We start from the raw sequence: 15,836 nt of genomic DNA, 5'->3' as shown, positions 1-15,836 counted from the left end.
TTGATGAATGTTTTTTAGAGCAATGGCTCTCCGAGCACACAGCTATAACGATGTCCATTGATGTCATGGCTGGGGGGCGGCGTTTTCGCGCAGATGGGTTGTGCATACCGGCAGCGCGGGTGAAAAGCGCAGCCGGATGGAAGGTTCAGGGGGCTGGGTGGCTCGCCAGGCAGGGGTTCGCTCGGCAACGGTCGAGTCGGGTCGATGTGTGGAATGGACTGGATCAGCGCGACGGTATAAGGATGCCGAGGGCTGCTGAACACGGCCTCCGTGGGGCCTTGCTCGACGATCTCGCCGAGGTACATCACGGCGACCCGATCACATAACCGCCGAACGATTGCCAGGTCGTGAGCAATGAACAGAATCGCCAGGTTCATGCGCTGTCGCAGTTCCAGCAGCAGGTTGATGATCTGTCCCTGGATGGAAACGTCCAGCGCGGCCACGCATTCATCGGCGATGATCAACCGTGGCTCGATGGCCAGTGCTCGAGCGATCCCCACACGTTGGCATTGACCGCCACTCAATGAACCTGGCTTGCGGTGGGCCAGCTCCGGTCGCAGGCCGACCAGGTTCAGCAGTTCATCGACCCGCTGGCGAATCAGCGGTGCAGGAATCGCACAGCGCACTCGCAACACTTCAGCCAGGGTGTCGCCGATGCTCATTCGCGGATTGAGGGCGGTATAAGGATCCTGGAAAATCATCGCGGTTTCGTGGCGCAGTCGCTCGATGTCGATCCGCTTGCCTTGAGCCATATCCACGCCATCGAACAGGATTTGTCCGGCGCTGACCTCAGTGAGGCGCAAGATGGCCCGACCCAGGGTGCTCTTGCCGCTGCCCGACTCACCCACCAACCCAAGCACCTCCCCGGTGGCCAGACTCAGCGACACACCGTTGACGGCTTTCACCCATTGCCGGTTGATCCCGAACGGACCGCTGCCAGGGGCGGCGAAGCGCACCTGCAGATCCTTCACGTGCAACAGGGTCATGACGAGGCTCCCACCTGCAGCGGGTAATGGCAGGCGACCCGGTGTGCCTCGGCCATGTCTTGCATCTGTGGCAACAGCCGCGTGCACTGGCTGCCCTGCTGAAGGCAGCGTGGATTGAAGCGGCAACCGGTGGGCAGCGCATCCAGCAGAGGAGGCTGGCCGGCGATGGTCTTGAGCATGGCATGGCCGGCGCTGGTCGCCGGTTGGCAGTCGATCAGAGCCGCCGTATAGGGATGTCGTGGGTGAGCCAGCAGATCAAGCTTGGTGCCGTGCTCGCAGAGCCGACCGGCGTACATCACCGCGATGGAATCACAAGTCTGGGCGACGATCCCCAGGTCGTGGGTGATCATGATGATTGACAGCCCACGTTGGTCGCGCAAATCCAGGAGCAGGCGCAGGATCTGTGCCTGTACCGTGACATCCAGGGCGGTGGTCGGCTCATCGGCGATCAGCACCTGGGGGTTGCAACCCAACGCCACGGCGATCATGGCGCGTTGTCGCATGCCACCGGAAAACTCATGGGGATAACTGTCGACCCGCCTTAGCGGATCGGGAATGCCCACCTGGCGTAACACATCAATGGCCTTCGCCCGTGCTTCACGTTTGGACGCCCCCTGATGCAGGCGTATGCCCTCGCCGATCTGTTCGCCGATACGCATCAACGGGTCAAGATGACTGCCGGGATTCTGAAAAATCATCCCCAGCCGCCGACCCCGTATGCCCCGCATGTCGGCTTCATCCAGCGACAGCAGGTCCTCGCCGGCAAGGCGCACGGCCTTGCCCTGGACGCGGAGGTTTGCAGAGGGCAGCAAGCGCATCAAGGCCCGGCAGGCCATCGTCTTGCCTGAGCCGCTTTCACCCACCAGACCGAGGATTTCGCCTTCGGCCAAGTCAAATGACACACGATCCACCAGCGTGACTTCGCCCTCACCGTGGCCGGCGATCACGCTGAGGTCCTCGACGTGCAACACCGGTGTGCTCATGGGCGCTCTCCGAGGTGCTCGGCGACACCGTCGGCCAGCAGACTGAAGCCCATGGCCAGGGTGACGATCGCCAGTCCCGGGAAGGTGCAGATCCACCAGGCGTTGGTGATAAAACTCTGGCCCTCGGCGACCATCGTGCCCCACTCGGCGGTGGGTGGCTGGACCCCCAGGCCGAGGTAGCTGACCGCCGCCCCATTGAGCAGTACCAGCACCGCGTCGGACATGGAAAACACGATCGAACCGAACATGGCATTGGGCAACAGGTGCCGAAACAGAATGCGTCCATGACCGAAGCCCAGGCTTTTCGCCGCCAAGGCGAAATCGCTTTCCTTGAGTACCAGAATCTGCGAACGGATCAGCCGTGCATAGGACACCCAACCCACCAAAGCCATCGCAATATAAAAGCTGCCCAGGCCGGGGCCGAGGATGGCCATGATTGCCAACATCAGCACCAGGAAGGGGAAGGCCAGAATAATATCGATCAGGCGCATGCAGATCGTGTCGAACCGGCCACCGATATAGCCGGCCAAGGCGCCGACGCAAGTGCCGATCAAGAATGGGAAAACCACCCCGATCACGGAAATCTGCAAGTCGATGCGCGCGCCCCAGATCACTCGGGAAAGAACGTCGCGGCCGAAATTGTCCGTGCCGAACGGATGGGCCAGGCTCGGCCCCAGCAGGCGGATATCGGTGTTCTGGGCAATCGGATCGAAGGGCGCGACCCAGGGTGCGAAGAGTGCGAGCAACAGCCAGCCAAACAGAATCGCCAGGCCCAGCACGGTGGCCAGGCGCCGGTTGCGCAAGCCCAAACGCAGCGCAAGACGCCAGGTGGGACTGAGGGCCTGGCCGCTCATCGCATGTTCACCCGCGGATCGATCATCACAGTCAGCACATCGGCGAGGAAATTGACCGTGACGGTGGCGAGGGCCAGCACCATGGCCACGCCTTGGACCACCATGTAGTCGCGGGTAAAGATGCCGCGTACCAGCAATTGGCCGATGCCGGGAATGGCAAACAGACTTTCGATGACCACCGTGCCGCTGATCAACCAGCCGATGTTCACCGCCAGCAGGTTGACCGCCGGTACCAGGGAGTTGGGTAGCACATGCCGACGAAATATCGCCCGCTCGGACAAGCCCCGGGCCCGTGCGGCGGTGGCATGATCGGCTTGTAGCTCCATGAGCATGCTGGCGCGCAGATTGCGCACCAGAACGGCGGAGAGTGCCAAGGCAATGGTCAGGCACGGCAAGACCATGTGATGCAGTTTGTCCCACCCTGTACGTCCATAGCCTGAGACCGGGAACAGCCCCAACTGCACACTGAGCAGCAGGATCAACATGATGCCTAGCCAGAACGCCGGCATGCCGAGCCCTGCCGTGGTGAACAGGCGAATCAGGTGATCCTGCCAACCGCCCTTGTTGCGCGCCGCCACCGTTGCCAGTGGCACGGCAATCAGCAGAGCCAGCAGTACGCTGCCGAGCACCAGGAACAGGGTAGGCTCAATGCGGGTACTGATCAGCTTCAAGGCATCGACTTTGTAGAGCAGCGATTGGCCGAGATCGCCTTTGAGCAGGTTCTTGAGAAAGTAGAAGTACTGCATCCACAAGGGCTGGTCGAGACCGTACTGGGCACGAATCCTGATCAGCGCCTCCGGCGTGCTGCGCGAGCCCAGCAGGGCCCGGGCGGGGTCGCCGGGGATGGAGCGCACGAGCACAAAGGTGATCATGCTGATGCCAAACAGCACCGGCAATAGCTGTAGCGGGCGCGACAGTATGAAACGGTAGCGCGCCAGGTTCATGGGCTAGTTCCGGTGGCGGTGCAGAAAATCCAGCAGGACTGGGAAATAGGCGTGGGGCTCTTCGTAGAACGGCATGTGGCTGCTGTTGGGGAACACATTCAGTTGTACATCCTTGAGCGCCATTTTCATGCGCATTGCACAGGCTGGCGTCAGTTCATCATGTTGACCGGTGGTGATCAGCACGGGCATTTCGAAGCTGGCCATCTGCTCGATGCGATTCCAGTCCTTGAGATTGCCGGTATAGAGAAATTCGTTGGGGCCCTGCATGGTCATGTAGGGCCCCATGTTCCAGTCGCCCAGGGAACGTGTCACCGGCGCTGGCCACTCGTCCAGACGGCAGACATGGCGATAGTTGAGCAGGGTGATGGCTGCCTGGTATTGCGGATGATCCAGGGTGCCCATGGCTTCATGGCGCTGCATCATCGCGACGGTCTCACTGCCCAGGGCGGCCCGCAGACGCTCCAGCTCCAGGGACAGGTGAGGGATATCGCCCGCGGTATTTTCCAGGATCAGGGTTTTCAGCGCTTGGGGATGATGAATGGCGTACTCGATCGCCAGCCAGCCACCCCAGGAGTGCCCCAGCAGGTGCACTTTGCCCAGGTCGAGGGCTTGGCGGACGGTCTCTACCTCCGCCACATAACGGGTGATGTCCCACAGGGATTCGTCAGTGGGCCTGGCCGACGCGCCGGTTCCCAACTGATCGAAAGCGATGACCCGCAAGCCCTTTTCCTTGAGCCAGCCATGGCTGTCACGCAGATAATCGCAAGGCAATCCCGGGCCGCCATTGAGGCACAACAGCACCTCGTCGCCGTCGCCAAAGCCATAGGCCACCAGGTGATGACCATCGACTTCCACGTCGTACCGCTGGTCTGGCTCGATCTCACGCCACATCATTGCTCTCCTGCTCAGGTACCGCCCGTTGGCTAAACCTTACCGAGGAAGCTACGCGCCCATAAGCTAGCAATTCTTATAGGTTTGATCTGGCATTCCCTCGCTCTGGCGTGGCATTCTACTTGCACGATTTCAGGATTGAAATTAATAAGGGAGCTGAATGGATGCAGGCCAAGCTGTCTGACTTCAATACCCGTCTTTTGTCTGGCAGGAGCCTGGACGAACAGATGGACAACACCCTGGGGATGGTCCAGGCGTTAGGCTTTGAAGCCTTGGTGTACGACTACAGTCCGGTGCCACTGGATCATGATGGGGCACTGATCACCCCGACTGTGCTGAAGTTGCGCAATACCCCCCGTGATTGGCACTCGCTCTGGTGTGAAGAAGGTTATTACCAGATCGACCCCGTCCAGCATCTGGCAATCAATGCCATATCTCCTTTTGTCTGGTCCTATCGACCGGAGGCCGACACGGTGCTGCAGCCGTTCATCGGCCAGAGTCATGCACCGGTCGTGAGCTACCTGCAGGATTCGCGCATGACCTGCGGCGTGACGGTGCCGATGCATTTGCCCAAAGGCGGCTTTGCGACATTGACCGGGCTGCGCGCCGATACGAAGGGGAGCACCCTGCAGGATGTCCGGCAAACGCTGGGCGACTTCAGCCTGATTTCCCATGCCCTGCAAGAGGCGGCTTTTCCGCTGCTCGGCAAGGAAGCCCGCGCATGCCCGGTTCGCCTGACCAAACGCGAGCGTGAGTGCTTGAGATTGGCCGCTGAAGGCTTGACGGCGGCGGACATCGCCAGGCAACTGAATCGTTCCTTGGCCACCATCACCCTCCACCTGACTTCTGCAATGCATAAGCTCGGCGCCAGGAACCGGGTCCAGGCCGTGGTCAGGGCAGTGCATTATCGGTTGCTCGATAGCTGAAATCGGGCAAAAACCTATCTGTTTCTCTAGTTATTCCGCCGGCCAGTCCCCGGTATCGTGTGCCGCAGGATTCCTGGGGAGCGGCACGAAATGGATTTTCCCGTAACGCACGAAGGCTTTGCGCCTTTTGGTCCGTATCAGACCTGGTATCGCATCACTGGCGATTTCAGCAGTGGCCGTACGCCGCTGCTGATCCTGCATGGCGGCCCGGGCTGTACACACGATTATGTCGATGCCTTCAAGGATATTGCCAACAGTGGCTATCCGGTGATTCATTACGACCAACTGGGCAATGGGCGTTCCACCCATCTTCCGGAAAAAGACCCCTCGTTCTGGAACGTGGCGCTCTTTCTCGATGAGTTGGAGAACCTGCTGGATCATCTGGGCATTGGCGACAATTACGCACTGTTGGGGCAATCCTGGGGCGGCATGTTGGCCAGCGAACATGCGGTGCTCCAGCCCGCGGGCTTGCGCGGGTTGATCATCGCCAACTCCCCGGCGGACATGTCCACCTGGCTCCTTGAAGTCAATCGCTTGCGCCAGCTTCTACCCATTGAGGTGCAGCAAACACTGCTCAAGCACGAGCGGGCTGGAACCTTGACGTCTACCGAGTATTTTGATGCCGCTCGGGTTTTCTACGACCGCCATGTCTGCCGTGTCACGCCCTGGCCCGATGAAGTCGCCCGTACCTTTGCCCAGATCGATGCCGATCCTACGGTTTATCACGCCATGAACGGCCCCACCGAATTCCATGTGATCGGCAGCATGAAGGACTGGTCCATCACCGATCGCTTGCCACGGATCAAGGTGCCGACCCTGCTGATTTCAGGCCGATACGATGAAGCGACGCCATTGGTGGTCAAACCCTATGTGGATCATGTTCCCGACATTCGCTGGGCGTTGTTCGAACACTCCAGCCATATGCCCCATATCGAGGAGCGGATGGCTTGCATGGGAACGGTGGTGAGTTTCCTGGATGAGTGTCTGTAGGCGTCTGCGCAATCTGAGCCGTCGTTTTTGTTGTGTTTCTCGACGCGTCCTGTGAGACGCGTCTCTTTTTTGAGTGGAAACTTCCCGCTCTCTTGAACCGAAAGCGATATGCAGGGTCTGGTGTGCGCGCATTGCTGTGCATGCCTGCTGTCATTTCTGTATCGAGGGATCGAACATGTCCGTATTTGCCTTAGGGACGAGGCTAGTTGTTGCGTCGCTGTGTTTTCTGGCGATGAACATTGCTGTCGCCGCGCCAACCCCCGGCGACACGGATCTGATCCGTGAACGTCAGGACCGGCTGCTCGAAGAGCAGCGCCGACGCCTTGAAGAACTCAAGGACCTGCCCGGCAAGGAGGCGAAGCCGGCCCAGCCCACGGCCCCTGTCGATACCCGTTGCTTCCCGATCAAGACCATCGAGCTCAAGGGCGCCGATGCTTTGTCCGTGGCGGAGCGCGAACGCCTGCTCAAGCCCTACATCGGCCAATGCCTGGGCGTGCCGCAGCTGAACGAGCTGCTCAAAGTCATTACTGACCATTATCTCGACAAAGGCCTGGTCACCAGTCGCGCCTACTTGCCGCAACAGGACCTGTCCAGCGGTCACCTGCAAGTGCTGGTGGTCGAGGGTCGCCTGGAAGGCTTGAAAGGTGCCGAGAACAGCAAGCTGTCGGATCGCGAGTTGGCGATGGCGTTTCCCGGCAAGACCGGCGAACTGCTCAATCTGCGTGAGATGGAGCAGATGGTCGATCAACTGAACCGGTTGCCGTCCAACCGTGCACAAATGGAACTGACCCCGGGGCAAAACATCGGCGGCAGCGAAGTGCGGGTCAATAACACCCCGCAGAAACCCTGGCGCGCCGGCCTGTCACGGCATAACGATGGGCAGAAAAGCACGGGCGAGCAGCAATGGGGCGCCTCCCTGGACTGGGACAGCCCCCTGGGTCTGGCTGACCAATTGGCCTTGCGCGGCGGCCACGATGTCGTCAGCGATCACCAGAAAACCTCGCGCAACGGCATGCTCTATTACAACCTGCCGTTTGGCTGGTGGAACCTGAGCTACACCTACAGCCAGAGCGAGTACCGCGCGCTGGGCCAGGCCAACGGTTTCAATTTCAAGCAGAGCGGCGACAGCCAGAACCATCAGCTGCGCCTGGAGCGTGTGGTCCATCGCGACGCAGTGAGCAAGACCTCCCTCAACACCGGCCTTTCGTACCTGCGCACCAACAACTTCATCGAAGACAGCAAACTCGCCGAGAGCAGCAATCGCATCAGCGAGGCGCAGTTCGGCATCAACCATGGCCGGCGAGTGGGCAATGCCTTCGTCAACCTCGACCTGGGCCTGCAACAAGGTATCGGTGCCCTCGATGCCCAGGGCGATCATGAGCCGGGCCCTGGAGTGCCAGATGCGCGCTATCGCAAATACACCGCGACCCTCAGCTATTTGCAGCCCTTCATGCTGGGCGGCGAGTCCTTCAGCTTCAGCAGCCTGATGACCGGCCAGCGTAGCGAAGACGTGCTGTTCAGCCCCCAGCGCATGAGCCTGGGCGGCCTGTCGTCGATTCGTGGCTACAAGGACCAGACATTGTCCGGCGACAGCGGCGGCTACTGGCGCAACGACTTGCGTTGGAGCCGCCCGGTGACCCTGGAATGGCTGCGCCCGGTCTTCGCCGAATACGGCACCAGCCTCGGTTATGACCAGGGCGTGATCAGCGGTAATCGCTACAACGGCGATCAGCACGGGCGCATGTCGAGCAACTCGCTGGAGCTGTTCGCCCGCGGTGAGCACCTGAGCGCCAGCGTCACCTTCGCCCATTCCCTGGAACGTCCGGATGCCCTGACCGAGCGCGAAGCGCCGATCTACTTCCGCGTGGATGTATCCATCTAATTTCTGCTGCAACGAGACCTGATCATGGACGACCGCCAATACGCCTTCCTGGCTCGCCAGCCTTCTGCTGCCCTGAAAACCCGCGACGCCTTCTGGGGCATGCCCAAGCGCGGCCTGGCGTTCCTGCTGGCAAACGTCATGTTCTGGCAGCCAATGTGGGCCCAGGCGGACGGCATCGTGGTCAGCGCCCCGGGCACCAGCCTCGGCCAGGCCGGCAACGGCGTGCCCGTGGTCAACATCGCCAAGCCCAATGGCAGCGGGCTGTCTCACAACCAGTTCAAGGACTACAACGTCGGCAGCAACGGCGTGATCCTCAATAACGCCACCAACGCCGCCCAGTCCACGCAACTGGGCGGGATCATCCTCGGCAACCCGAACCTCCAGGGCACGGCCGCGAAAGTCATCCTCAACGAAGTCAACGGCGGCAACCCGAGCCAGTTGCGCGGCTACACCGAAGTGGCGGGGCAGTCGGCCCATGTGATCGTCGCCAACCCCTATGGCATCACCTGCAATGGCTGCGGGTTTATCAATACCCCAAAGGCGACCCTGACCACGGGCAAGCCGATCATCGAAAACGGCCAGGTGGGTCGCTATCAGGTGGACCAGGGCAGCGTCGCCATTGAAGGCGCGGGCCTGAACGCGAACAACGTCGACCGTTTCGAAATCATTACTCGCAGCGCCAAGATCAACGCCGAGATCCAGGCGAAGAACCTGACCATCGTGGCTGGGCGCAACGACGTCAACGCCAATACCCTGAACGCCACTGCCCGTGCCGATGACGGCAGTGCGAAACCAGAGCTGGCCATCGACTCTTCGGCGTTGGGCGGTATGTATGCTGGCGCGATCAAGCTGGTGAGCACCGAGGCCGGGGTTGGGGTGAAGCTGGACGGCAAGATGGTTGCCAGCGGGGGGGATATTCAGCTGGATGCCAATGGGCATTTGAGTTTGGCGCAAACCACGGCGGCAGGCGCCGTCGATATCAAGGCTCAAAGCCTGGAAGCCCGAGGTACGATCTATGCCGGCAGCCATGTCCAAGCGACGACCCAGGGGACCCTCAGCAACCAGCACGCCATCGCCGCGCGCGGCAATGTCACGCTGACTACCAACGGCCAACTCAACAATCTCGGCATCATCGAAGCGGGCGTCAACATCGACAATACCCGCAACCAGGTTGGCGATGTCGTGCTGACCGCGGCGAATATCGACAACCGCGGGCAGAACGTGATCGCCAGTCGCGACTTGAAAGCCACGACCACGCAGGCCCTCGACAATCGCGGCGGCACTTTTTCCGCCGGCAAGAGCCTGACGCTGAACAGTAAGGACATCGACAACCGCGCCGGCACGCTGGTCAGCCAAGGCGGCATTCAGGCACAGGCCACTGGCGCGTTGGATAACCGTGATAAAGGGATCATCGCCAGCAACGGCGAGCAGACCCTGGTCGCCGGGACGCTGAAGAACAGCGCAGGCGTCATCAGCAGCAACGACCTCCTGAAGCTCGAAGCGAAAACCCTGGATAACAGCGGCGGCAAGATTGCCTCCGATGCCGCTCTGACCCTTGGGGGCGGTAGCGTTGAAAATAGCGCAGGACAAATCACCAGCCAGGGTGATCTCGTTGCCACGCTGAAAAGCTTCAACCAGCAGAACGGCAAGTTGGTCAGCCAGGGGAAACTGACCCTGACCGCAGACCGCATCAACAACAGCGACGATGGTTATATCGCCTCGGTCAAGGCGATGAGCCTGACCGCTTACCAGCAACTGCTCAATAACGGCGAGGCGATGATCAGCACCGAGCAGGGGCTGACGATCAGCGGCGGTGGCCTCGATAACACCAAAGGCAGCCTGCTCAGCCAAGGTGATCTGAAGGTCGATATCACCGGGGATTTCCTCAACCAGGATGGCAGCGCCATCACCCAGGCTGGGAACGTGGATATCGAGGCGAGCAGCCTCGATAACCGTGGCGGTGTCCTTGCCAGTGTCGGTGGTTGGCTGAAAGCCACGCTGGACAACGTGTTGGATAACAGCGAGTCGCTTACCTCAGCCGACGCAGCTGGGTTGATCCAGGCGCAGTCCGTCGACCTCGATGCGAAACAGACGCTGCGCAACAATGGTGGGCAGGTCTCGGCCTTGTCCGGGGCCGTTGTGCTCTCCACGGCCACGCTCGAAAACCGCGACGGCGCAGTGCTCGCCAAACAGACACTGACAGTACGCGCGCAGGACTTCGACAACAGTGACGGACGCGCAGCGGCAAACGCCATTGATTTTGGTCTGACCGGGGCACTGAACAACCAGCGCGGTCTGGTGGAGGGTTCCAACGGCCTGCTGATCACGGCTGCCTCGATTGATAACCAGGGCGGCAAGTTGCGCTCGGTGGGCAAGCTGGGGACCGCGACGCTAACGGTTGATCAACTGCTGGACAACCAGGGCGGCGTCATTGAAGCGGCCACCCAGGACCTGTCCTTGCAGATGGCAGGCTTCAAGAATGCTGGCGGCAATGTTCGTCATGTGGGCACCGGCACCTTAGGCGTGGACCTCGCCAGGTTCAGCAACATCGGCGGCAGCCTGATGACCTCAGGCACCCTGACCGTCGACGCGGCGCGTTGGGACAACAGCTCGGATATCCAGGCTAATGTCCTGAACCTGAAGGTGGGCCAGCTCAATCAGACCAGTAGCGGCAAGTTGGTTGCGGTGCAAAGCCTGTTGGCTACGGGCGGCACCTGGAACAACGCGGGCATCATCAGCAGCGACGTTGATTTGGATCTGAAGCTGACCGGCGCTTATGTCGGCACCGAAAACAGCCGCCTCAGCAGTGTCGATCAATTCGATCTGAGCGCCGCCAGCCTAGATCTCTCCAGCGGCTCGCGTCTGGCTGGCGGTGGCATGACCACCATCAGCAGTCTCGGTGCGCTGAACAATGCCGGCCGGATCACTGGCGGGGGCAAGTTCTCCCTGGCCGCCACGAGCCTGGTCAATACGGGCACGCTGGGTGGCGCCGACACCGTCGAACTGGCTGCCAACGAGGCCCGTAACGACCGCGGCCTGATCTTCAGCGGCGCGGACATGGCCCTGCGTTTCAATCGCTTCACCAACTATCGTGCGGACGTCTACAGCCTGGGGGCACTGAATGTCGCGGCGCGAGATGGCGTCGCTCGCAGCACGCTGCTGGAGAACATCTCCGGCACCCTTGAATCGGCAAAGGACATGTCGCTGCGCAGCGACACCCTGATCAATCGCAAGGACGTCTTTTCCACCACCGATGAGCTGGTGTCGGGCTCCATCAGTGTCAAATGCTATGACTGTAGCGGTGATCACCACAACGTCGACTATATAGCCCGGGAGACCTACCAAAGCGCAGTGCTTGAAGACTCAGCCAGTGCCACGTTGATGAGTGGGGCGAAGCTGACCGTTGATGGCTCTGCGGTGACCAACCAATACAGCGTGATGGCCTCGGCTTCCGACCTGCTGATCACCGCAGACAACTTCGCGAACGTTGGCGCTGCTTCCGGCACAAGCGTCAGGACGCGGACCTGGAACACCGGCCGGGTCACCGATGGCACCGACGAGCGTTTTCGCGGCAGGGTCATCGTCCCCTACAACGCCCAGGCCAACCCGAAACAACTGCCCGTCGATGCGCTCAACAACTTCCGTCAGGTGGGCGACATCACGATCGTGACGCCAGGAGAGTCGCTGGCACCGTCGGTTGTTCAATCGGGCGGCAACATCAGCATCCAGGCTACGCAGCGCCTGGAGAACAGCAGTATCGTGCAGTTCCAGGCACCGCTGGCGGGTGCAACCAAGTCAGCGGCCACCGATGTGGCCAGCGCCGCACAGCCAGCGGTCGTGGTGCTCAACCCGCAGTTGCCACCTGATCTGGCCCAACAACAAGTCAACCCGACCACCATGCCCGGGTTCACCTTGCCGACTGGCGAGAATGGTTTGTTCCGTGTCGTCGACAGCGCGGCCGCAGCGCAAGACAGCCACGACCAGAGTCGGGCCACTGTCCAGGGCTCGGACGCCAGCCGGGTCATCACCGGCCCCAAATACCTGATTGAAACCAACCCCGCGCTGACCGACCTCAGGAAGTTCATGAGCTCGGACTACTTGCTGGATAACCTGGGTTATGACCCCGATACCAGCTGGAAGCGCCTGGGCGATGGTTTGTACGAACAACGCCTGATCCAACAGGCGGTGCTGGCTCGCACTGGGCAGCGTTTCATTGCCGGACAGACCAGCGACGAAGGCATGTTCAAGTTCCTGATGAACAATGCCATCGCCAGTAAGGAACAACTGAACCTGGCCGTTGGCGTAACCCTGACTTCGCAACAAGTCGCCGCGCTGACCCACGACATCGTCTGGATGGAAGACCAGGTCGTCAATGGCCAACATGTCCTGGTGCCGGTGCTTTACCTGGCACAGGCCAACAACCGGCTGATGGCCGATGGCGCGTTGATCCAGGGCAAGAACCTCACCCTGATTGCGGGCACCGACCTGAAGAACGCCGGGACGCTGCGTGCCAGCGAGAACCTCTCGGCGGCAGCCGGGAACAACCTGATCAACACGCGCCTGGCCGAGGCTGGCGAGCGGCTCAAGTTGGTCGCGGGCAAAGACCTGGTCAACATGCAAGGCGGCATCCTCAAAGGCAAGGACGTCGAGCTGTCGACCTTGACCGGCGACATCCGCAACGACCGGACCATCACCACCCTCGAGAACAGCGGCAAGGGCTTCAGTTCGAAAACCTCCGTTGTCGACAACGCCGCGCGCATCGAGGCCGGTAACAACCTCACCATGCGTGCAGCGGGCGATCTGCTCAACGTAGGCGGCGCGATCACTGCGGGCAACAACGCGGACTTGAGTGCGGGCAAAGACGTTGTCATCTCCGCGGCTCGCGAAGAAAGCGGCTCGATGCGCCAGGACAAGCGTCACTTCTGGGAGCAGAGCCAGACCGTTCAGCACGCCAGTGAAGTCAAGGCGGGCGGCGACCTGAACGTCACCGCCGGCGGCAACCTGACCGTAGTCGCCAGCCACCTCCAAGCCAAAGGCGATATCAACCTGAGCGGTAACGATGTCGCCCTGATCGCGGCAGCGAACGAGGATTCCAGCGAATACCGCTACAAGCGCAGCGGCAAGAAGATCAACAAGGAAGAAGACCATGTCTCGCAGCAGGCGAGCACCCTCGATGCCGGGGGGGATGTGAGGGTTGCTGCGCGCAATGATCTGTTGATGGTCGCGAGCAAGATTGCGGCGGGTAATGAGGCCTACCTGGTGGCGGGTAAGCAGCTGAGTCTGCTGGCTGAGCAGAATCGTGATTACTCGCTGTATGACATGAAGAAAAAGGGCAGCTGGGGCAGTAAAGCCGCACGGCGCGATGAGGTGACGCAACTCACCCATATCGGAAGCGAGATCAACACCGGGGGCGACCTGATGTTGGTCAGCGGTGGCGATCAGACCTATCAAGTGGCGAAGCTGCAAAGCGGCAACGACCTGATCATCGACAGCGGTGGGCGCATCACCTTCGAAGGGGTCAAGGACTTCCACGACGAGAGCCATACCAAGAGCAAAAGCGACCTGGCCTGGTACAAGATGAAAGGCGAGGGGCGGACTGACGAAACCTTGCGCCAGAGCGCTCTGGTTGCCCAAGGAAAGTTGGTGATCAAGGCCGTCGATGGGCTGCGCATCGATGTCAAACAAGTGGATCAGCAGAGCGTCAGCCAAACCATCGATGCAATGGTGAAGGCTGAACCGGACCTGGCCTGGATGAAAGAGGCCCAGGCGCGTGGCGACATTGACTGGCGCCAGGTGAAGGAAATCCACGACAGCTTCGAGTATGACAATTCCGGTCTGGGAGCTGGGGCCAAGATTGCCATCGCGATTTTGATGTCTTTCATCATGGGGCCGGCAGGTTTCGGACTGTCGGGCACCAATCTTGCGGTCGCCACCAGCCTGAGCACCACGGCGGTCACCAGCACCATTGAGAACAAAGGCAACCTGGGACTTGCCCTGAAGGAAACAGTCAGCGCCGATAGTTTGAAGAGTGCGGCGATTGCCGGTTTTACTGCCTATGCATCCGAATACGCGGACAAAGAATGGTTTAGCAGTGCGGAGAGCTCCAGCACGACCACTCAAGGCGTCGAGCCGTCGACGGGGTCGGCAGGTTCGGCAGGTTCGGCATCGAGCGCGAGTAATTCCTCCAAGGATATCTTCCGTTGGAACACCGCGACTGACACTGCAATCCGCACAACCGGGCAAGCAGTGATCTCCAGCAGTATCTCCACCGCGATCGGTGGTGGCAGCTTTGGCAGCAACTTCAATGCTGCCCTGCTGGGAGAGGCCGGCAATGTGGCGATGGCGACCGGCTTCAACTGGGTGGGCGATACCATCAAGTTCCCCGATGGCGGCCCACAGAAAATTGTTGCCCACGCGATCATGGGTGGCCTGCTGGCTGAGCTGACGGGCAGCGACTTCAAGACCGGTGCGGTTGCCGCCGGTTTGAATGAAGCGCTGATTCCCGGCATGGCCAAGGTGGCGGGTGAAAACAAAAATCTGCAACTGATGCTGTCGCAACTGACGGGGCTTCTGGCAGCGGCTGCGGTCGATGGCGACCTGAATACAGGTTCGACGATCGCCAAGAAAGCGACGGAATTCAACTATCTGTTCCATGCCGAACTGGTCGAAAGAGAACAGAAGCTCAATACGTGCGCCTCCCCGGCGGATTGCCAATCCGTCAGGGACTATTACAACAACCTCGATACGGCTCGGAACAAAGAGTTTGGACAGTACTGCCGGAATAACCCGGCGAGCTGTTTGCAAGTGACCAAACAGCTGGTGGATGAGATTCCGGCTAATGAGAAGATGCTGCATGACGGCAGGAGCGCCGGGCTCGATCGTTCGGCAGCGCTTTGGGAAATTACTCGAAGTAACGAGCGGGCCATCAATACCGGCATCGTCGAGAAGACGCGTACCGATAAAGGCGATGGTGCTGCATTACTGACGGAGCTTGCGGCGGATGGATTGAGTCAGGACCGGGGGCTGTTCTCGTCGACGGCTGGGGGGAAGGGTGGTACAACCGGGGTTAAGGTTGGGGTTGTAGGAAGCGATAACAAAAATGGGATGCTGGGCGCCCAAGGTGTTCAAACTGCAAGTAAGACAATCTGGAAGGGTGATGGTAAAGAGCGTTTGGATGTAGAGAACCCTAATCCTGGCCAGCGTCCAGGCCAACTCCACTATCAGGATAATAAAGGGAATAAATATCTTTATGATCCTCAAACCAAGTCATTTCCCGATGCGCCAAAATCAGTAAACCAACTTTTGAAAAGCTCAAGATTTTCGCAAGCTATCGAAAAAGGTATGTCAAAATATTTGGGGGTGAGTCATGATTAAGATGAA

General features: G+C 60.3%; 9 protein-coding genes. 4 read left to right on the top strand and 5 right to left on the bottom strand.

Features of this window, described 5'->3' with window-relative positions:
• Nucleotides 1-14: 14 nt before the first annotated feature.
• From AB4O09_RS26870 to AB4O09_RS26850, 5 genes are read right to left on the bottom strand one after another with little or no spacing between them, the layout of a single operon-like run.
• Nucleotides 15-986, bottom strand: a complete 972-nt coding sequence (locus tag AB4O09_RS26870; RefSeq protein ID WP_305442580.1) for an ABC transporter ATP-binding protein — start codon at nucleotides 984-986, stop codon at nucleotides 15-17.
• Nucleotides 983-1,969, bottom strand: a complete 987-nt coding sequence (locus tag AB4O09_RS26865) for an ABC transporter ATP-binding protein (RefSeq protein ID WP_460107717.1) — start codon at nucleotides 1,967-1,969, stop codon at nucleotides 983-985. Before AB4O09_RS26865 ends, AB4O09_RS26870 begins: the two co-directional genes overlap by 4 nt.
• Entirely contained in the window at nucleotides 1,966-2,823 is an 858-nt protein-coding gene (locus AB4O09_RS26860) for an ABC transporter permease (RefSeq protein ID WP_003197590.1), read from the bottom strand. Before AB4O09_RS26860 ends, AB4O09_RS26865 begins: the two co-directional genes overlap by 4 nt.
• The gene (locus AB4O09_RS26855) at nucleotides 2,820-3,767 is read right to left on the bottom strand and encodes an ABC transporter permease (protein WP_003197591.1); all 948 of its coding nucleotides are present in this window, start codon (nucleotides 3,765-3,767) and stop codon (nucleotides 2,820-2,822) included. Before AB4O09_RS26855 ends, AB4O09_RS26860 begins: the two co-directional genes overlap by 4 nt.
• A 3-nt stretch (nucleotides 3,768-3,770) precedes the next feature.
• Nucleotides 3,771-4,658, bottom strand: coding sequence for a proline iminopeptidase-family hydrolase (locus AB4O09_RS26850; RefSeq protein ID WP_027912122.1), 888 nt, complete (start codon nucleotides 4,656-4,658; stop codon nucleotides 3,771-3,773).
• A 164-nt stretch (nucleotides 4,659-4,822) separates the two neighbouring features.
• Here AB4O09_RS26850 and AB4O09_RS26845 point away from each other — a divergent pair, with 164 nt between their 5' ends.
• The 4 genes from AB4O09_RS26845 to AB4O09_RS26830 all read left to right on the top strand — a co-directional run bounded on the left by AB4O09_RS26845 (nucleotide 4,823) and on the right by AB4O09_RS26830 (nucleotide 15,830).
• Nucleotides 4,823-5,584: a LuxR family transcriptional regulator gene (locus tag AB4O09_RS26845; RefSeq protein ID WP_003197595.1), complete on the top strand. Its 762-nt coding sequence runs from the start codon at nucleotides 4,823-4,825 to the stop codon at nucleotides 5,582-5,584.
• Nucleotides 5,585-5,674: 90 nt separating this feature from the next.
• Nucleotides 5,675-6,574 carry a proline iminopeptidase-family hydrolase gene (locus tag AB4O09_RS26840; RefSeq protein ID WP_003197596.1) on the top strand — a complete coding sequence of 300 codons (900 nt, stop codon included), beginning with the start codon at nucleotides 5,675-5,677 and terminating at the stop codon, nucleotides 6,572-6,574.
• Between the two features lie 175 nt (nucleotides 6,575-6,749).
• Complete coding sequence (locus AB4O09_RS26835) at nucleotides 6,750-8,456, top strand: ShlB/FhaC/HecB family hemolysin secretion/activation protein (RefSeq protein WP_028237576.1); 1,707 nt, start codon at nucleotides 6,750-6,752, stop codon at nucleotides 8,454-8,456.
• A 24-nt stretch (nucleotides 8,457-8,480) separates the two neighbouring features.
• Nucleotides 8,481-15,830 (top strand): two-partner secretion domain-containing protein, encoded by a 7,350-nt coding sequence (locus AB4O09_RS26830; RefSeq protein WP_460107714.1) that lies wholly within the window; start codon nucleotides 8,481-8,483, stop codon nucleotides 15,828-15,830.
• The last annotated feature ends 6 nt before the right edge of the window (nucleotides 15,831-15,836 follow it).

It is taken from the genome of Pseudomonas sp. H1_F01, from assembly GCF_054681425.1.
This window is presented reverse-complemented; position numbering and strand designations above follow the sequence as displayed.